The organism is Calorimonas adulescens, assembly GCF_008274215.1.
Classification (GTDB): Bacteria; Bacillota; Thermoanaerobacteria; order Thermoanaerobacterales; family UBA4877; genus Calorimonas; species Calorimonas adulescens.
In genome coordinates this window covers 1-18,666 of record NZ_VTPS01000005.1, presented here as the reverse complement: position 1 = coordinate 18,666, position 18,666 = coordinate 1, and the positions used below count along the sequence as shown (strand labels likewise).

The 18,666-nt window shown below is 42.4% G+C and carries 17 protein-coding genes; 16 read left to right on the top strand and 1 reads right to left on the bottom strand.

Features of this window, described 5'->3' with window-relative positions; all coding sequences use genetic code 11:
- Positions 1–58: 58 nt before the first annotated feature.
- Positions 59–1,576: a PucR family transcriptional regulator gene (locus FWJ32_RS04385; protein ID WP_149544762.1), complete on the bottom strand. Its 1,518-nt coding sequence runs from the start codon at positions 1,574–1,576 to the stop codon at positions 59–61.
- Positions 1,577–1,889: 313 nt separating this feature from the next.
- Here FWJ32_RS04385 and FWJ32_RS04380 point away from each other — a divergent pair, with 313 nt between their 5' ends.
- The 16 genes from FWJ32_RS04380 to FWJ32_RS04310 all read left to right on the top strand — a co-directional run bounded on the left by FWJ32_RS04380 (position 1,890) and on the right by FWJ32_RS04310 (position 18,489).
- A complete protein-coding gene (locus FWJ32_RS04380; RefSeq protein ID WP_149544761.1) occupies positions 1,890–3,314 on the top strand; it encodes an FAD-binding oxidoreductase in 1,425 nt (474 codons plus the stop codon).
- 15 nt (positions 3,315–3,329) lie between these two features.
- Positions 3,330–4,496 (top strand): (Fe-S)-binding protein, encoded by a 1,167-nt coding sequence (locus FWJ32_RS04375; RefSeq protein WP_149544760.1) that lies wholly within the window; start codon positions 3,330–3,332, stop codon positions 4,494–4,496.
- A gap of 93 nt (positions 4,497–4,589) precedes the next feature.
- Positions 4,590–4,997, top strand: coding sequence for a glycine cleavage system protein GcvH (gene gcvH, locus FWJ32_RS04370; protein ID WP_149544759.1), 408 nt, complete (start codon positions 4,590–4,592; stop codon positions 4,995–4,997).
- Between the two features lie 840 nt (positions 4,998–5,837).
- Positions 5,838–6,452: an oxidoreductase gene (locus FWJ32_RS04365; protein ID WP_149544758.1), complete on the top strand. Its 615-nt coding sequence runs from the start codon at positions 5,838–5,840 to the stop codon at positions 6,450–6,452.
- A gap of 1 nt (position 6,453) precedes the next feature.
- A complete protein-coding gene (locus tag FWJ32_RS04360; protein ID WP_149544757.1) occupies positions 6,454–7,596 on the top strand; it encodes a uroporphyrinogen decarboxylase family protein in 1,143 nt (380 codons plus the stop codon).
- 11 nt (positions 7,597–7,607) lie between these two features.
- Positions 7,608–7,787, top strand: coding sequence for a hypothetical protein (locus FWJ32_RS04355; protein ID WP_149544756.1), 180 nt, complete (start codon positions 7,608–7,610; stop codon positions 7,785–7,787).
- A gap of 166 nt (positions 7,788–7,953) precedes the next feature.
- Positions 7,954–8,775, top strand: coding sequence for a formate dehydrogenase accessory sulfurtransferase FdhD (gene fdhD, locus FWJ32_RS04350; protein ID WP_203227575.1), 822 nt, complete (start codon positions 7,954–7,956; stop codon positions 8,773–8,775).
- 91 nt (positions 8,776–8,866) lie between these two features.
- Positions 8,867–9,355 (top strand): 4Fe-4S dicluster domain-containing protein, encoded by a 489-nt coding sequence (locus FWJ32_RS04345; protein ID WP_149544754.1) that lies wholly within the window; start codon positions 8,867–8,869, stop codon positions 9,353–9,355.
- A 21-nt stretch (positions 9,356–9,376) separates the two neighbouring features.
- Positions 9,377–11,362 (top strand): aldehyde ferredoxin oxidoreductase N-terminal domain-containing protein, encoded by a 1,986-nt coding sequence (locus FWJ32_RS04340; RefSeq protein WP_149544753.1) that lies wholly within the window; start codon positions 9,377–9,379, stop codon positions 11,360–11,362.
- Positions 11,363–11,420: 58 nt separating this feature from the next.
- A complete protein-coding gene (locus FWJ32_RS13270; RefSeq protein WP_162523494.1) occupies positions 11,421–11,570 on the top strand; it encodes a hypothetical protein in 150 nt (49 codons plus the stop codon).
- Positions 11,571–11,701: 131 nt separating this feature from the next.
- Positions 11,702–12,910 (top strand): ThiF family adenylyltransferase, encoded by a 1,209-nt coding sequence (locus FWJ32_RS04335; protein WP_162523493.1) that lies wholly within the window; start codon positions 11,702–11,704, stop codon positions 12,908–12,910.
- Positions 12,911–12,922: 12 nt separating this feature from the next.
- A complete protein-coding gene (locus FWJ32_RS04330) occupies positions 12,923–14,128 on the top strand; it encodes a molybdopterin molybdotransferase MoeA (RefSeq protein ID WP_149544751.1) in 1,206 nt (401 codons plus the stop codon).
- A gap of 346 nt (positions 14,129–14,474) precedes the next feature.
- Positions 14,475–16,379, top strand: a complete 1,905-nt coding sequence (locus FWJ32_RS04325) for a molybdopterin biosynthesis protein (protein WP_238988788.1) — start codon at positions 14,475–14,477, stop codon at positions 16,377–16,379.
- Positions 16,380–16,643: 264 nt separating this feature from the next.
- The gene (gene moaA, locus FWJ32_RS04320) at positions 16,644–17,582 is read left to right on the top strand and encodes a GTP 3',8-cyclase MoaA (RefSeq protein WP_149544749.1); all 939 of its coding nucleotides are present in this window, start codon (positions 16,644–16,646) and stop codon (positions 17,580–17,582) included.
- Positions 17,583–17,584: 2 nt separating this feature from the next.
- A complete protein-coding gene (gene moaC, locus FWJ32_RS04315; protein ID WP_149544748.1) occupies positions 17,585–18,052 on the top strand; it encodes a cyclic pyranopterin monophosphate synthase MoaC in 468 nt (155 codons plus the stop codon).
- A gap of 2 nt (positions 18,053–18,054) precedes the next feature.
- Positions 18,055–18,489 carry an MOSC domain-containing protein gene (locus FWJ32_RS04310; RefSeq protein ID WP_149544747.1) on the top strand — a complete coding sequence of 145 codons (435 nt, stop codon included), beginning with the start codon at positions 18,055–18,057 and terminating at the stop codon, positions 18,487–18,489.
- Positions 18,490–18,666 lie beyond the last annotated feature (177 nt).

Sequence of the window (18,666 nt, the reverse complement as noted above, 5' to 3'; positions counted from 1 at the left end):
ATTAAATATTTTTTAACATAAACATAGAGAGAGTTTTAAAAAACGACTTTTTCTGGGTTTAGGTGGTTGTTGTTTTTTTGCCTTTTTTGCTGGGATTTATTTTCGGGATAGTACTTTTCATGTGTTCCTTTATCTGGTATGAAAGCATAATATGCATTCTAACATCAGGGTTATCCAAATCTGCATCAATTAATTCATATATTCGCCCAAGTCGGTACTGCAGGGAATTACGGTGGATAAATAAGGCATTGGCAGTTATAGTGCAGTTGCGTTCATTACGCAGGTATTCATACAACGTTCGAGTAAGTTCAGTCCCCTTTTTACGGTCATATTCCTCAAGTTGATTAATAGCAGGATGGAGCATCATTGTATTTTTGCTGTATTGTGCAAACTCATTTAAAAGATAACTCCAAGCATGGTCAGCGCACATGTTTACAATGTCCTTATCCTGTGAATATTCTATTGCAACCTCTGCTTGCTTGAGGTAGACAGACAAGTTGCTCCAATCACTAAATGGCATTGAAACACCACAGCAAAATAGCCCATCTTTTAACAGTTGTTGTATCCTGGGTAGGGCTATAGGCCAATCCTGACAATCAATAAGCATAATTAAATAAGTTTTCCAAATGAAGGTAAAACCTTGCGGAATATGGTGTTCAAGTAGTCCCAACAGGGCTGTTCTTGACAACTGGTCAGGGTATAGGTTGTGAAATGAAATTAAATACCAGTTTTTTGTATCTTCCCAGCCCATTGTGAACATTACCCATTTTAACGCATCGTCATCTGGAAGCTTACCGGATAGCATTTCTGAAAACAGCACTGAAGCAGGATGTACATCAGTGGGTAAATTGATAAATCGCAGTAGAATCAAAATTGCTTGCTTTAGAGTTTCTGCCAGCTGTATCATACCATTAGTCAGCACTGTATTCTTTTGAATTATGTGAAAATATATAAAATTTCCCTTGCCATAGTTTATACTGCAGTGAATACATCGATAGTTATACGGCGGAAAAAACATAATTGCGATTTCCTTTTTGTATTCGATTTCAAGACACTGTTCAGGGAATTGTTTCAGTCTGCCATATGCGTAAGCTGGAACATATCCGTGTAAAATCATATATTCCCACATTTCCTCATCCGGGCCCGGCTCATATTGACTCGTCTGGGCAAGTACCTTTCCGCGCCAGTCTGCGATAAACATAGGATTATTAAATACAGATTGGCTTAAATCAAGAAGTGCCTGGAATGATTCACCTGAATAAGCAGCTTCCTTAAGCGAGGTTTCCCATTCATTATAAAATTCAAAGGCTTTGAGAATATCATTCAATACATCTCTCAAATTCTTATGGTCGAACATTATCCAATCTTTATTATTTACGCATAAAACTTTTTCTTCAGAAAACTTATCAGGGAAAAAATCGGAAGCACGACCGATATAAACTATGGAGTTGCTCATGTTGGGATCTTCAGCAGAAAACAGCCGAACACCCGAAAGCACAGCATGTCCTTCGCAAATGTTAACAGATGGTTTGTATTTGGCTAACCAATCCGCGAGAATCCACATGCTCAACTTCATAAAATATATCACCCATTTTCAGTATAATGCAAAGTGACCGAAAAAACAACCAGTTCGGTAGAGATATTTCAGTCTGTGTGCACATACTAAATGGCAATATAATTTTCTATAATAAAATCAATAAAATAATTAAGAAAAAGCTTATCAAATGTAACCTTTACAAATGTCATTAAAAATTAGCAGATTAATTATTAAAAAGAGGAATTTATAATATGTTTGCAGAGAGGAATATAATTATTTAAAAAGAGTCAAGTGCGCACGCTGGAAAAATACCAGCGTGTGAAAGAAGAATTAAAGAAAGGAGATTGTAAAAATGGAGACAAGAAAACATCATCCATTGTATGAGGCCATAGGTGCGATTGTTGGATCAAAATATGTTACGGATGAAGACTTCGCCCTTATACCTTACTCACGTGATGTAAGTGCATTTGCACCGGTAAAACCTGGGATAGTTGTTCGACCTGGAAGTACTGAAGAGGTGTCGGAAATTGTAAAGCTTGCAAATCGAACGGGTTTCCCGGTGACGCTAAAAGGAGGCGGGCAATCCGCCGGCGGTATAACAAAAGGTGAACCGGCAAGAAACATTGTTCTTGATCTAGGCCGTTTGGATAAAGTATTCGATATTGACGTAGAAAACCAGAAGGTAACTTATGGCGCAGGTATCCGTCCCAGTATGCTTGACGATGCGTTGAGAGATTATGGATATTTTGTTCACTCAGTTATAGGGCCTTACTTTACTGCTTCGATGGGCGGAATACTAAGCGGGGTAAATGGTGGCGGCGTTAACGTTTCAGGAGGATATAACTGGCGTCATATATTGGGCTTGAAAGTAGTCTTGCCTACTGGCGAAATTATCACCACGGGAGCAGGGCCTGACACAAATGTAAATCGAACGGGTATTGACTATAGGGAAGCAACAGCGCCGGATTTGACTAATTTATTCTTAAGCAGTGGAGGTGCATTCGGCATCATTACAGAAGTAACTCAATTGATGTATCCTATCCCCAAGATTAGTAAGTCCGGTAGTTTCCTTTTTAGCACAATGGAAGACGTGTGGAACGTTCAGTTGGAACTGAGTAAGACCACCCCGCCATTATACAGCGGCATAATAATGCATGATATGCCCACCATGGCAAAGTTCGGTGTACGCGGCGTGGAAGGATACGGTCTGTTCTTCTCGGTGCAAGGCAATAACCAGGAAGATGTAGACCTCAGGCTCAAAGGTATCGAAAAAATCTGTTTAGACGGAAAGGGTCAACCGGGAACTCCTGAGATGGTTTTTTATGGTGCTCATGGTTGCACCGGGACGGCGGAAATAGTGCATGAAGCTTGTTCCAACTCCTGTCCGTTTATGACATGGGAACTAGCATATCCCAGGAAGGGTTCTCTGGAATTTTGCAAAAAACTTCTTTACGTATTTGATAAGCATGAAGAAGAAAATGCAAAATATGGAGCCTCAAGGGTATTTTATTCGTTCCCAATCGCAAACGCGATGTTAATTGGAGTAACTCTGCATTGGAATGATGCTGTTCCCGGAGCAGGAGATTATGTAAGAAAGGTATGGAAAGAGGGTGTCGATTTTATTCTGAAAGAAGGAACGAGTGTATGCTACGCCCAAGGCAGCAACTCAAACCTTGTAAGTTCGGTTTGGTCACCTGCATTCTCCAAATTCATTGGCGGTATCAAGAAAACGCTTGACCCGAATAATATTCTATGTCCAGGACTTTGGAACCTATAAGGAGGAAGAATAAACATGTTGGAAAAATATAGAGTTGCAGTTGAAAGCTGTGGAAGATGTGGGAAATGCATCGTTGGAGAGGCCGGTTACATATGTCCTGTCCAACAACATACAGGTGGCTTTGACCATTATGTCGCTAGAGGAAGAAACCAGATAGCAAGAGCAATCCTTGATGGTAAACTTGAATACACTCCTGAGCTCATTGATGTCGTCTATACCTGTCTTGGATGCAAAAGTTGCTATGAACAATGCGGACTGCTGGATCATCACACAGGACAACCGGCAATTGATGAAACGAAGATTACCCGGGCTATGAGAGTAGATATTGTCAGAGAAGGTAAAGGCCCTCTGCCAGCTCTCAAAGCAGTAGATTCCAATGTTCAGAAGTCACATAACCCATTTGGTGAACCTGTAGAAAAACGATCTGCGTGGGCTGCAGGACTAGACCTTCCTAAGACGGGTGATACAGTCTACTTTGCTGGTTGCTATGCATCTTATCGAAACCCTAAAATAGCTAAGGCTACAGTAGCCATTCTCAAAAAAGGTGGTATCGATGTGGCATACCTAGGGGAGGATGAGTGGTGCTGCGGCGTTCCAGAATTATGGGATGGTAATGCGTCTCTTGCAGAAGAATTGATCCAGCACAATGTTAATGCGTTAAAAGTGGCGGGTGTTAAAAGAGTTATAACATCTTGTGCAGGTTGTTTTCATTCCCTTAAAACAGATTACCCTGAAATCATTGGCAAACTTCCCTTTGAAGTTGTGCATAGCAGCGAAGTAATTGCTGATTTGATTGAGAATGGTAAGATTAACCTTGACACAGAAATTGTAAAGACCCTCACTTACCATGATCCATGCCACCTTGGAAGACACGAAAATATTTACGAGCCGCCAAGGAATGCCTTGAAGGCAATCAAAGGAGCAAAGTTTGTTGAAATGCCTAGAAACAGAGGTAACGCTTGGTGTTGTGGCGGTGGTGCCGTGGTTGCTGTAGCGTTTCCAGATCTATCAAAGGACATAGCGTATGATAGAATACAAGAGGCCAAAGGCACGGCAGCAGAGGCCCTTGTGTCGGCTTGTCCTTTGTGTGAGAACAGTTTGACTCAAGCAGCGAGGAAAGACAAAATGGAAGTATATGATCTGTCGGTGATTGTGGCTGAGGCCATGGGGATACAGATTTGACCATGCCTTTTATTGAATAAAGATAACAATTGCTTTGCAGGTGGTTATTGACTTAATTCAGAATTAGCGAATGTGCGAGAGGAGTGTTATTAAATGGCTGAGGAATATGAAGTTAGAATAACTCTTTATTATACAAAGGAGGACACGTGGGCTAGGGTTATGACTGACGGCACGGTGAGGGTCGGTATAACTGACTTCGCTCAAAAGATGTTGAAAGAAATAGTATTCGTCGAATTACCTGAAGTTGGGAGTGAGGTCAAGCAGATGCAGCCTTTCGCATCGGCGGAGTCTATAAAATCAGTTTCAGACATCTACTCTCCCATAAGTGGCAAAGTAAAGGAGGTAAACGCTAATGTGATCGACGAGCCAAGCATTATAAATCGGGACCCATATGATGCAGGGTGGCTAGTGGTGATTGAGCCAACGAAACTAGAGGAAGAGCTTAACAACTTACTCAATGCTGATGCCTATAAAGCGCTTATCAAAGAAAAGAACCGTTGATATCTATATAGCCCCCTAACGAACTTGGAAGAAATCTTTGTATCATGGGTAACATAATAAATATAGCAATAGTTAAAAGAAGTAAGCATACAAAACGACCAACTGAAACAACTGCTCGCTGAAAAAAATTGGAACTTGCTATATTGCGTGAAATTAGAGACCTTAAAAACCATCGGTAGCCGACAAAGTCGCTATTGCCAACAGGTGGATCAGGAATAGTTATCCCAAACAAACCGTCCTGAACTTTGTCGGCTTAGCCAGTTCCACCTACTATACCCATAGCCAAAGCAATAAGAATTCTAACTCGAGTTTTAAAACTAGAAAGGGTTGTAAAATACCGGGATACAGCCTAAATCTAAAAGGCACACTGATTAAAGATGAAGCCATTAAAACCTGGCTGATTGAACTAACAGCGCCATAGAGTCATGCTGTTAACCAGGGCCACAATACCCTGGATGTATACTTCCCTATACAGCTCTGTAATGGATACACATGATAACGATATCCCCAGGCCATGGGTGGCTGACAGGCGAGAGCATTAACTTCAATGACTACTGCTAGGGGAAAAGAACCGGGATGTCCGCCACGGGCTGATCTTGCAGGTCTATGACGCGATCATAATAAAAACGTTTGCACCACTTGCTTACAATCTAACGCGGGGCATCTAATCGTGAAGAAATTTCATCATTATCGTAATTCTGCGCAGCTAGCAAGGTTATTTAGTCCAAACCACATCACGATACGGTGACGCATACTTTTTTTGCTGCTGATTCAAGTACTTTCTTTTCATGATCTGTTAAATCAATTTCATATAGCTTTTTCCTTATACCGGGCCTTGCTGTGTTGGCGGATGCCGTACATCGGTATGGAGCCAAGGCATCGATCGAACTCGCTGGATTTGCATTTGGACATGAAATGCCTGAAGGCAAGTCGCCTATCGATATGATGTCTCAAGAAGATATAAATAATTGGATCAAGTTATTTGCCGATGCAGCAGAACGCGCTCTTAAAGCTGGAATGGACATGGTCTTGCTTCATGGAGGGCATGGCATACTTATCAGCAACTTCTTTTCACCGTTGTTTAACCACCGTACAGATAAATATGGCGGCAGCATAGAAAATCGAGCCCGTGGTAAGAACATATTCAAGAGCATGGTTGAAGCAGGCGGATTTGAAGTGTATGACCTTAGGATAGACCAATCAGTTGAAAATTTTGTGGAAAAGGTAAAGGAAGTAAAGCCAGACATAGTGGGCTTAAGCGGGGTATTGACGCTTGCAATAGACTCCATGAAGGATACAATTGACGGATTAAAGGAAGCAGGACTCAGGGACGGGGTAAAGATAATAATAAGCGAAAATCCTGTAACCAGGGAATCATATGAGTATGTTGAGGCAGATGCATTTACCACAAACGCCGCTGAAGGTGTAAAAATATGTAAGGGGTGGGTGAAATAATATGACAAGTGCACAGGAGATGCTTCAAGAAAGAATGAAGTTGTTTAATGATGCAATGAACTTCAGAAAACCTAAAAGAACTCCGATGATAGCCAATACTTTCACATGGAAGATATTTGATTCTGATTTGAATGTCAAGCTCAGTGAGGCAACAAGCGATTGGGACATTATGGAGAAAGTTATGTGTGAGCATCACGAGCGCTACCAGTTTGATGCTTATCTTGATTATGGAACAAGAAATGTTAATAAATTGAACAATATACTTGGCGGACTTCAACATCAGATCAATGACGAAACTGGTGCTATTAATGCGGTAGATCATGTACTTATGGAGGGGGACGAATATGATGAATATTTGGCTAATCCTACCATGTTCCTCTGGACAAAAGTAGCACCAAGAAAATTCGGGGAACTTACAATTGGGCAGATACAGGAAGCAATTATAGAACTGGGCAAATTCAGAGCATATGATGCAAAGATAAAAGGCATATTCCAAAACAAATATGGTATTCCTGAAGTTTACAAGAATTACTGCCAGCTTCCAATTGAAACTTTATTCACCGGATATAGAGGGATAAAGGAGTTTTCCATCGACATGAGAAAGCGCCCCAACAAGATAAAAGATTTTGTACAGGCATCAGAGCCTGGCTTTTTAGCTTATGTTGATAAGCTTTTGGAACTTCCAAATACACATTATGTTTGTGACTTGTATTCAGCATTTTTGGCCCACAGTATAATGAGCGTAAAACAGTTTGAAGAGCTCTACTGGCCTACATACAAAAAAGTGATTGACAGATTGACAGCACAGGGAAAAACCACATATCTTTTCTGTGAAGCCGAATTCCTGCGAATTGCCGATTTCTTCCAGGATGTACCCAAAGGTACAATAATACTGCACGTTGAAAATGATAATATATTTGAAGTCAGAAAGAAAGTCCCAAATATTTGTCTTGCAGGAGGAATGCCTGTTGACCTATTGGGAAAATCAACACCACAAAAATGCGTAGATTATGCTAAAATGCTTATTGATGAAATGGGTGAAGGTTTTGTATTCAGCCAGAACAAAATGATGTCCTATAAAAATGATGCCACTCGTGAAAATATGCTGGCTGTCAATGAATTTGTTAGAAATTACAGTGGATAGGAGGCAAAACTATGGATTTGAATAAAAAAGTTTCATTTACTCCAGAAGGTTTCAAAACTATGGATTTGAATAAAAAAGTTTCATTTACTCCGGAAGGTTTCAAGGAAGTTGTGGATTCACTGGAATTTCTGCCTGAAGACCAAAGGGAAATAGCCCTTGTAGGACTTCTTACACTTCTGCCAAATCTTTAGAATTAATATGTTTGTAATAAGCAAAGTTGGTGGGATATTGCAGAAACGTAGGCATAATGCTCACCTTCCTATGAGCATCATACCACAACCATATTAAATTTTACAATAGATAATGCGTCATCGTATTTATGTTAAAGAGTGCTAAGTATTAAAGGAGTCAAAGGAGTTGGGAGATTTGGAAGAAAATTTAATAGAGATACCACAAGGTGTTGCCCCGGGTATTAAGAGTCAAAGATATGCTAATGGAAAATGGGAAGAAATTGATCTTTCCGTACCAAAGGAGATGTCTCTCACCATATATATAAACAGTCAGGAGTTGGTGACCATCCTCTGCACTCCTTTAAAATTGAAATTCCTGGTGATAGGATACATGCTCGCTGAAGGAATTATTAATGATATCGATGATATAACTTACGTGTTTTTCCGTCGGGTTTGCGTGGATGATGCCATTGCAGATGTAAAATTAAAGAAAGAGGATTTCGTTTTGCCTGTAAAAAGAGTTCTTACCTCCGGTTGTGGTGGTGGCATGAACCTAATTGATAGTGATATTGGCCCCAAATTAAATTCTAAAATATATACAACACCTGAAAAACTACTTTTTTTGATGCAGCAAATGCAGCAAAGCGCTGTGCATTATCGCACGAGTGGTGGTATTCATACTTCTGCTATCTGTGATAGCCAGAGCATTATTGCATTGGAAGAAGACATAGGGAGGCATAATACTATTGATAAAATCATTGGTGAATGTATGATGCGAAAGATTTCTACCAAGGACAAGATATTAATAACCAGTGGAAGAATATCTTCAGAGATGTTACGTAAAGCTGCAAAAATGCAAACTCCTATAATAGTTTCGCTCACTTCACCTACAGAACGGGCAATTTTACTGGCACAAGAGCTTAATATAACACTTGTTGGGTATGCTCGAGGTAGCCATCTTACGGTATATTCAAAACCTGAACGACTGGGTGTCGTGGCAAAGTGTTAGTCTTGTTTCGCTATATAGATAGATCCCCAGAAATTAGGTATATGCTTTTAAGTGATTTATAAAGTCTATAATCTCAAAAGGAGGGTTATCTATGAAAAATACAGAAAGTGTAAATCATGAAAAAAAGGGTGGTCCCTGGAAAAAAGCAATAGGTTATATATCCATGGTAGACCCAAGTGAATCACTTTGCCAGGACTGCAGAATCTGTGAGATGTATTGCGCAGCGGTACACGATGGAGCTTGTGGACTAGAACTGAATAGAATATGGGAGTCAAGGGATCCATTCCGCGGTGAGTACTTTGCTTATTCTTGTAAGCAATGCATATCCCCATCATGTATGGCCGCCTGCCCTACACATGCAATATATATTGATGAAAGGACAGGTGCAAGGTGCATAGATGAGGAAAAGTGCATAGGGTGTAAATTATGCATTAAAGCTTGTCCGCTTGATCCCCCGAGAATCAACTTTAACAGTGTAAAGAAAAAGGCTGTAAAGTGCGACCTCTGCAAAGATAGACCAAATGGACCTGTCTGTGTGGAAATGTGTCCAACTATGTGTTTGGAATTAAAGAAATATTAATGATAAAGGAGATGATTAGAGATGAGTAGCGAATATGGATGGGCGGGGAAAATACTGAGAGTTGACCTCACAACAGGAACCTTCTCAACAGTTGATACGATGAAATATGTCCCAAAGTATGTGGGCGGTTACGGTGTAGCGCTTAGAATATGGTGGGAGGAAGTTGGACCTGGGATAAAGGCTTTCGACCCGGAGAACAAAGTTATAATTGTGAACGGACCTGCCTCTGGAACTCTATCCCCTTGTTCAGGAAGGTGTAATGTTATTAGTATATCACCACACAGCTATCCAGAACAGCTAACAAATACTTCAATAGGTGGACATTTCCCGGCAAAGTTAAAGTGGAATGGCTATGATGGAATCATATTGGAGGGGAAATCGCCAGAACCGTGTTATTTATTAATCCAAGATGGTGTACCTCAGTTAAAACCAGCGAAAGATCTTTGGGGCCTGGGCCTTATAGATGCACAACAATTACTTCGTGAACGTCATGGTAAAGACACCGAGTCCTATGGCATCGGTCCTGCAGGCGAGAATCTTGTTCGTTTTGCCATAATGGGATGTGGCGCACATAACGCCACTGGACAGGGCGGAGTGGGTGCAGTATTAGGCTCCAAGAATCTGAAGGCTATCTCCCTTGTTGGAGGAAAACATCAGTGCAGGGTTGCAGATGTTGAAGCAACAATTGAAAAAGTAAAGGAATTCTACCCTATTAGGAGAAAACGCCCTTTAATATATGGTAATCTTGGTAAGAAAGAGGAAAATCCTTGGTGGACAGATTGGTCAGGCGATAAGCCAATGTTTGACACACATGCATACGACTGGATGGGCGAAATTCAAAATATGCCTTATCCAATTTTTGCCAAGTCATGTGCTACAGGCTGTCTCGGTGGCTGTGGATTCTTTGAATTTAGAAATGTACCTACAGTTTCCCGTATAGGCCTTGTAACCGGAATGACCGGCTGTGTACACACCAGATATGAACAGATTCTTAGCCATGCTGATACTGACAGAAACTTTGAACGAGGTTTTGAAATCCATGTGCTTGCACAGCAATTAGGTATAGGACATCATGAGATTGTTTATGGCATAGTTCCATGGCTTCAGTACACAAAAGAGATGGGAATTGATACTGAATCACTAATGGGTATGCCGACAGATATACTAAACAATCAGTGGTGGATAGACCTTCTCTACATGATAGCTTACAGAAAAGGCTTTGGCGATACATTGGCAGAGGGTCTGAGAAGAACGGTTGAGAAGCTGGGACCGGAAAAATACTGGTATCCTCAACATGAAGGCTATGATCCTGCATTTGGTACAAAGCATAAAAGGAAAGGTCCTGTGGCTCCTATTGGGGGCTGGGGTTATGCTTCAAGAGGCATATTGTCTGAGTTGAAATTTCCTATGTGGCTGCCTGGCGCATTGAATTGGATGATTGACACACGTGATCCTCATCATAATAAGTGGCCTGATTGGATCCACGATGATTTCCTTGCTTACTTGGCGAAGGATCCGGACAAATATGGAAGTGACTTCCCGGTAAAATGGGCAAAGGATTCTACAATACGTGGAATACTCATCGATTGCCTGCCTGTTTGCTTCCAATTCCCACTGCGCAAGTATATGGGTTGGCGTTGGGAAAATGAAGATGAGATTATTGGGGAAGGTCATAAATCTACAGGATTGGAAGCTGCACTTTTCTCCTCAGTTACCGGCGTAGAAACTTCCGAAGAGGAATACTATAGGGCAGGGGAGAGGATTAATACATTAACAAGGGCGATACTGCTTCGTAATCACGATAGGACCGCCAAAATGGAATGGGACGAAATTATCAGGGTGCTTTATGATCAGGTTGACCCAGAAAAGTTTGAAGTTACAGTAGCAAACTGGTATGAGGCACTGGGTTGGAATAGAGAGACCGGCTACCCAACAAGGGAGCATTTAAGAGATGTAGGTCTTGAAGATCTAATCCCCGAATTAGAGAAGATTGGGAAGATAGGTTAGTTAAATGAGAGATCCAGAGCTATGATAGGAAGCTTCTTCCGCAGCTAAGATGTTTACTATGATAAAAGGCTGGCTGGCAGGCGAGGGAGTAACTACTGTCGTTTATCCAAGTCCGACTGATGGAATAGTAAAGCTAATTGCGGAAGCAATGAAATCCCATGGTGGAGAAGTACGTGCAGGACATAAGGTAATTGAGGTAATTATATAGAATGGTAAAACTATTGGGGTAGCTGTTAAAAGGAATGATCAGACACATGCATAGGCTGTGCGTCATGTGCCAGGATGCTAAAATACTCAAAATGTGGCAGCTATTTTACTGCAGAGGAGTATTTTAAATATGTGAAGAGCAGGTCAGATTCTGCTGTGGAGGTATTATGTGAACGCTGCAAGAGGGATGCCGTTGCTGAGGAGATAGCTAATGTACATTTCAGGGATATAGTGTTGTTATATAATTTGTTATATAATAAAGGAGATCGGTACAAGGGAGGGATTGATATCGATACAAACGAAATAAACCTTGACTGGAATTCTAAAGACGCTGTTTCCAGATATATAAGACAGATGACGTTTAAACCGTTTGGGGTAGATGGACAGGAAAGACTTTTAAAGTCGAGGGTGCTGGTGGTAGGGTGTGGAGGCCTGGGCTCTACCATAGCAGAGATTCTTGTAAGGAGTGGTGTTGGTTATATACGTCTGGTGGACAGGGACTATGTGGAGATGCACAATATACATAGGCAGATATTATATGACGAGTCGGATATATATAAGCCTAAGGCGATAGCTGCCTCGGAGAAACTCAAGAAGATAAACAGTGAGGTTGAGATAGATGCCTATGACACGGACTTTAATGGTGCAACGGCCCTTCGTCTTATTGACGGGATAGACCTGATGGTGGATGGTACAGACAATTTTCAGGTAAGGTTTTTGATGAATGACCTTGCGGTAAGGTTTGGCATACCCTGGATATATGGGGCCACCATAGGTGGATATGGCAGTATAATGGATATAATACCCGGAGAAACTCCGTGTCTGAGATGCTATATCAGGGATATGCCGGCACCGGGAACCTTTGATACCTGTGAGACCGGCGGGATACTATCTCCGCTTCCCAATATTATAGGAAGCATAGAGGCTCTGGAGGCCATAAAATATCTCTCGGGGAATCAGGAGACAATGATAAAAGGACTGCTGTTTATAGATGCCTGGTTTAACTCCTATAATATTGTGAACATAAAAAGGAATGATGAGTGTCCCTGCTGCATACAGGAAGATTTTCAATTCTTAAATCTTAACAACCCGGATACTGTGTCCCTGTGTTCATCAGACAGCTTTGAGGTATTTCCCTATGTAATGGATTCTATCAACCTTAAGAGTATTTATGATAGATTAAAAGAGGTTGGGATTGATGTCAGTATAAGTCCTTATCTTTTGAGCTTTGAAACAGAAGGAAAAAGGTTAACCCTGTTTAGAGACGGGAGGGCTATAATTAAAGGGGCTAAAAACAAAGGTGAAGCCAAGGAGATATATGCAAGATATATTGGATTTTAACGGAGGAATAATATGCTGGAGGTTTTGAGAACATCTGAGGTTATTGATATTATAAACAATGAGTTCAGGTATGATGAGGCTGAGGAGGTGGGCCTTCTGGAGTCACTGGGGAGGATAGTTTCCCGGGAAATAATTTCTCCGGAAGACCTGCCTCCTTTCAGCCGGAGTACGGTGGATGGGTATGCGGTTTTTGCAGCAGATACATTTGGGTCCAGTGAGGCCTTGCCGTCATACCTTACCATCCAGGGCGAGGTGAGGATGGGAGAGGCGACCGATATTAAGCTGGAAAGATACCACACCGTATATGTGCCTACAGGCGGTATGTTGCCAGAGGGTGCTGATTCGGTGGTTATGATAGAGTACACGGAGAGGCTGGGCAAAGAGGTGACAGTGGCCAGGCCGGTAGCGCCGGGAGAGAATATCATTTCAAGAGGAGACGATGTGAAAAGAGGTGACCTGCTTTTTACAAAAGGCCACAGGATAAGGCCGCAGGACGTGGGAGTGTTAGCTGCTCTTGGGATAATAAAGGTGCCTGTATTTAAAAAGTTGAGGGTAGGTATATTATCCACGGGGGACGAATTAGTAAGCCCAGGAGAGAATCCAGGTCCGGGGGAAGTGAGAGACATAAACTTGTATTCTCTGGCAGCATCTGTAGTGAAGGATGGAGGGACACCAGAGGTGTATGGTATAGTGAAGGACGACTTCAAATCATTGAGGAAAGTTCTTTCAGACATGCTGCTGGATAATGACATAGTCCTGATATCTGGCGGAAGCTCTGTAGGGGTGAGGGACATGACAGAAAGGGTGATGGGATCATTTGATGGGTCCCGTATGTTGGTACACGGTGTCTCCGTTAAGCCTGGTAAACCCACTCTGCTGGCCTGTATAGACGGCAAAGCTGTGTTTGGCCTGCCTGGCCACCCTGTATCTGCTTTGACTATCTACGGGCTTTTTGTAAGGCCTATTATATCCCATGGGGAACTGGATTCCGATGTATATGTAACAGCACGCATGGCAGAGAATTACTCATCCAACCATGGGAGAGAGGAATATCTGCCGGTCAGGCTTGAAGAGGATGGAAATGAGTACCTTGCCTATCCAGTCTATGGAGAATCTGGTCTAATCACATCGCTTACCAGAGCCCATGGGGTTGTACGAATAGAAGCTGGCAGAGAGGGTTTAAACAGGGGGCAGGTGGTTAAGGTTAGGCTATATTAAATTATTGGAATGACGTTGTAGTCGCTTGCTATAGGTGACATAATAACGTTCAAAGGCATCCTTGAAGCGGGTATGTGATACTCTTAATGAGTGACAAATGTAGCAGGGGCATCAGGTATGGACGCCGAATGGAGGTGTCTCATGCAAAATGCAGGTATTAATAGAATTATAGATATTTCTCAGTTGGATTGCCTATCATCGAGGTAGGGGAATATCCCTTGACCTTGTTGTACCAGGATGAGCGCCGAGATGCCGGGATGGTAGCGCCATTTTTGCAATAGAATCATTATGCCATATCGTTATGTGCTATAATATATATCGAGAGATTAACTTGGGAGGACTTTTAATGAATGAGGTTTACCTTCAAAATATGGACATGGAAGAGGCAGTGGAAATTTTCCTCGGTAGCTGCAATGTAAAGATGGAGGTTGAAAGGATAAAGACAAAGGAGGCACAGGGCAGGATTACGGCCAGGCCGGTTTACTCCATAAACTCCTCACCCCATTTCAATGCAGCGGCCATGGATGGTATAGCTGTAAGGTCCTATGAGACATTTGGAGCTACGCGCCTCAACCACAAAAGGTTAAAGAAGGGTATCAACTATATGGTTGTGGACACGGGTGATCCTCTACCCGAAGGTTTTGACGCAGTTATCATGGTGGAAAATCTTATTAGAATAAGCGACGATGAGGTTGAGATAACAGAGCCGGCAGTGCCTTGGCAACATGTAAGGCCTATAGGAGAGGACATGGCAGCCAATGAGCTCATCATCCCCACCAACCACAGGATTACACCGGTGGATATAGGGGCTATGCTGGCAGGCGGTGTACTGGAGGTGGAGGTATACAGGGTGCCGAGGGTAGGCATCATACCCACAGGCACAGAGATAGTAAAACCTGGCTCTGAGTTAAAACCCGGAGATATTGTGGAGTTTAATTCCAGCATAATTTCAGGTTATGTGAGGGAATGGGGCGGAGAGCCTGCAGTGTATGAGATTGTACCCGATGACAGGGAACTTCTTAAAAAGGCACTGGAGAGGGCATGTGATGAATGTGATATTGTCATGACCATAGCCGGTTCCTCTGCAGGGAGAGAGGACTACACCTCATCCATTATTGAGGAGATGGGCAGGATGCTTGTCCATGGCGTGGCCACAAAGCCGGCCAAGCCTGTTATTCTTGGTCTTATTCAGAACAAACCATTTATAGGTGTGCCCGGTTATCCGGTGTCATGTTATTTTACTCTGGATAACTATTTAAAGCCCTTGCTTTACAAGGTGAACAGGCAGATTTTACCGGCCAGGTCGCAGATAGATGCCATAGTCTCCCACAAGCTTGTATCATCGTTAAAAGAAAAGGAGTTTGTAAGGATAAAGCTTGGCAAGGTAGGGGATAAGCTCATTGCCACATCCTTAAACAGGGGCGCTGGGGTCATAATGTCGCTGGTCAGAGCAGATGGCATACTGATAATACCCAAGGAAAGCGAAGGATATGAGGCAGGAGAGCAGGTGAGGGTGGAGCTGCTAAAGGACATAAGGGAGATAGAGGGGACATTAGTGGTAATCGGAAGTCATGACCTGCTCATAGATGTCCTGTCTGATTTTCTCCATGCCAGGTTTCCGTTCTACAGCTTATCATCAGCCAATGTGGGGAGCATGGGTGGTATAATGGCCCTGACAAGAGGAGAATGCCATTTGGCACCGATGCATCTTTTAGATTTTGATACAGGGGAGTATAATGTGTCATATATAAAGAAATACCTCAAGGACAAAAGGATTTCGCTCATAAAGTTTGTTAAAAGAGTGCAGGGGTTTATTGTACCAAAGGGTAATCCCAAGGATATTAGGAATTTTACAGACCTGGTAAGAGACGATGTCACCTTTGTAAACAGGCAGAGGGGAGCTGGTACAAGGCTTCTTCTTGACTATAACCTTCAGAAACTGGGGATAAACCCTGCAAGTATAAAGGGATACGAGCACGAGGAGTACACACATCTGCAGGTGGCAGCACAGGTGGCAAGCGGCGCTGTGGATACGGGGCTGGGTGTAAAGTCGGCGGCTCAGGCCTTTAATCTGGATTTTATCCCTGTAGGTGAGGAGGAATATGATCTGGCCATACCAACAGAGTTTCTGGAAATGGATAATGTAAAAAAACTCCTGGACATAATGAGATCGGATGAGTTTAAAAGAGAAGTCGATAGACTGGGCGGATACGATACTTCTAATATTGGAACTATATTACATATAACATAAATCCAGCTTGAAAAGTAGGTATAACAGCATGCCAACAGCATCCGTTTGCCTGACCATTTGTCCTCATACTCTAATATTTGCTTTATTTTGCAGGTGCTGAAAATTCAATAGTATCATGGACTTTCTTTAAGGACCTATCTGATATTGTATGTTATGCTCAAATGATTCTTAGTATTGTAAACAGAGCAATTCTGCTCACGGAGTCAGTTCAATTGACAATGAGGGCCCTATATCAGAATTATATCATAGAACAGGGTGAGGGGATTGAGGGATGAATTTGGGAGAGAGATTGATTACCTCAGAATTTCGATTACCGACCGATGCAATTTGAGATGCCGCTACTGTATGCCTGAGGATGGAGTGAAATGGATACCAAAATCGGAGATACTGTCTTTTGAAGAGATACTGGAGGTATGCAGGGCAGCGTCAAAGCTGGGATTCAAAAAGTTTCGTCTTACCGGCGGGGAGCCCCTTGTAAGGCTTGGTATAATTGGCTTCATAGAAAAGATATCAAAGATAGATGGAATAGATGATATAGCCATGACGACCAACGGCATACTCCTGGGAGATATGGCAGATGAGCTTAAAATGGCTGGATTAAAGAGAATAAATGTAAGCTTGGACACCTTAAACCCAGAAAAATACCGCTATATAACCAGGGGCGGTGATGTAAAAAGGGTGCTGGATGGGATAAGAAAGGCCTTTTATGCCGGGCTTTACCCTGTAAAAATAAATACAGTCCTGATAAAAGGGTTTAATGACGATGAGATAGATGACCTGGTTAACCTTACCAGCATTTATCCTGTTGATGTCAGGTTTATAGAGCTGATGCCCATAGGCGAGGCAATGAATATGGACTACATCCCGTGTGATCGGGTATTGGATGGCGGAAAATTGATACCCCTGGGTGAGGATGGTGTGGCAAGCTACTACAGGCTGGAAAACGCCATAGGCAGGGTTGGACTTATAAGACCAATGAGCTGCAAATTCTGCTCAAGATGCAACAGGTTGAGGCTTACCTCCGATGGCCGGTTAAAGCCATGTCTCTTAAAGGATATGGAGGTGGATTTGAAAGGGCCTCTGCGCAGGGGTGAGGATATTGTACCCGTAATCAAAAAGGCCTTAGACATAAAGCCAAAGGAACATGAGGCAGATGCAGGTGAGTATTTAAAGAACGGGGATATGTATGAGATAGGAGGGTGAATATGGAATTTACCCATTTCAATGAGGAAGGCCGGGCCAGGATGGTAGATGTGAGCGATAAGGACATAACGGCCAGGGTTGCTGAAGCGAGAGGCACTATAGTAATGAAGCCAGATACCATAGACCTCATACGGTCAATGAAAATTGAAAAGGGAGATGTGCTGGCTGTAGCACAGGTAGCCGGCATAATGGCCGCCAAGAGGACATCGGATTTAATACCCATGTGTCACCCTGTTATGACTACAGGCATTGATATAGATTTTACAGTACAGGAAAACAGTATAGATGTGAGGGCTAGGGTAAAGACAGTAGAAAGGACAGGCGTGGAGATGGAAGCCCTCACTGCTGTATCTGTTGCCTGCTTGACAATTTATGATATGTGCAAAGCAGTAGATCGGGGAATGAGGATAGGAGATATAAGGCTTACGTACAAGTCTGGTGGGAAATCTGGAGAATATAGGGGGGAATAGATATGGCAAGGGTTACCGCTGTAAATATCAGCCAGGAAAAGGGTGTGGTAAAAGAACCTATACCATTGGGGTATTTTAAGGAAAATCATGGACTCATGGGAGATGCCCATGCAGGAGAATGGCATAGACAGGTGAGCCTGTTAGGCCAGGAGAGCATAGACAAGATTACTGCCTTGGGGATTAAGGGGCTTTGTACCGGAAAATTTGCAGAAAATCTTACGACCGAGGGTATAGACCTATACAGATATCCCGTTGGGACAAAGCTCAGGATAGGCGAAACCATTATGGAGATTAGCCAGATAGGGAAAAAATGCCATAAGAAGTGTGCTATTTTTGAACAGGTGGGTGTATGTGCCATGCCCCTTGAGGGTGTATTTGCCAGGGTATTAAAGGGAGGATATATAAGACCGGGAGATGAGATAGAGGTCCTGGAATGATTGATAGTGTAAAATTTTATTAGGTCACTTAGCAGGAAAAATCAGTCTTGATGTAGAAATAAGACCTCACCATCCTATAATCCGGATGAGTATAAAACTCAAGGAAGGTGAGGTCTTATGAAATTAATTCTACTTGTCCTTAAGAAATTCCTTCTTGTATCACAAAAAATATTTGAT

What these genes read in the sequence shown, in the direction of transcription:
- FWJ32_RS04375 (WP_149544760.1), top strand. Translation starts at nt 3,330, where the DNA reads ATGTTGGAAAAATATAGAGTTGCAGTTGAAAGCTGTGGAAGATGTGGG.
- FWJ32_RS04380 (WP_149544761.1), top strand. Translation starts at nt 1,890, where the DNA reads ATGGAGACAAGAAAACATCATCCATTGTATGAGGCCATAGGTGCGATT.
- FWJ32_RS04360 (WP_149544757.1), top strand. Translation starts at nt 6,454, where the DNA reads ATGACAAGTGCACAGGAGATGCTTCAAGAAAGAATGAAGTTGTTTAAT.
- FWJ32_RS04345 (WP_149544754.1), top strand. Translation starts at nt 8,867, where the DNA reads ATGAAAAATACAGAAAGTGTAAATCATGAAAAAAAGGGTGGTCCCTGG.
- FWJ32_RS04330 (WP_149544751.1), top strand. Translation starts at nt 12,923, where the DNA reads ATGCTGGAGGTTTTGAGAACATCTGAGGTTATTGATATTATAAACAAT.
- gcvH (WP_149544759.1), top strand. Translation starts at nt 4,590, where the DNA reads ATGGCTGAGGAATATGAAGTTAGAATAACTCTTTATTATACAAAGGAG.
- FWJ32_RS04385 (WP_149544762.1), bottom strand. Translation starts at nt 1,576, where the DNA reads ATGAAGTTGAGCATGTGGATTCTCGCGGATTGGTTAGCCAAATACAAA.
- FWJ32_RS04355 (WP_149544756.1), top strand. Translation starts at nt 7,608, where the DNA reads ATGGATTTGAATAAAAAAGTTTCATTTACTCCAGAAGGTTTCAAAACT.
- FWJ32_RS13270 (WP_162523494.1), top strand. Translation starts at nt 11,421, where the DNA reads ATGATAAAAGGCTGGCTGGCAGGCGAGGGAGTAACTACTGTCGTTTAT.
- FWJ32_RS04325 (WP_238988788.1), top strand. Translation starts at nt 14,475, where the DNA reads ATGAATGAGGTTTACCTTCAAAATATGGACATGGAAGAGGCAGTGGAA.
- FWJ32_RS04310 (WP_149544747.1), top strand. Translation starts at nt 18,055, where the DNA reads ATGGCAAGGGTTACCGCTGTAAATATCAGCCAGGAAAAGGGTGTGGTA.
- FWJ32_RS04340 (WP_149544753.1), top strand. Translation starts at nt 9,377, where the DNA reads ATGAGTAGCGAATATGGATGGGCGGGGAAAATACTGAGAGTTGACCTC.
- moaC (WP_149544748.1), top strand. Translation starts at nt 17,585, where the DNA reads ATGGAATTTACCCATTTCAATGAGGAAGGCCGGGCCAGGATGGTAGAT.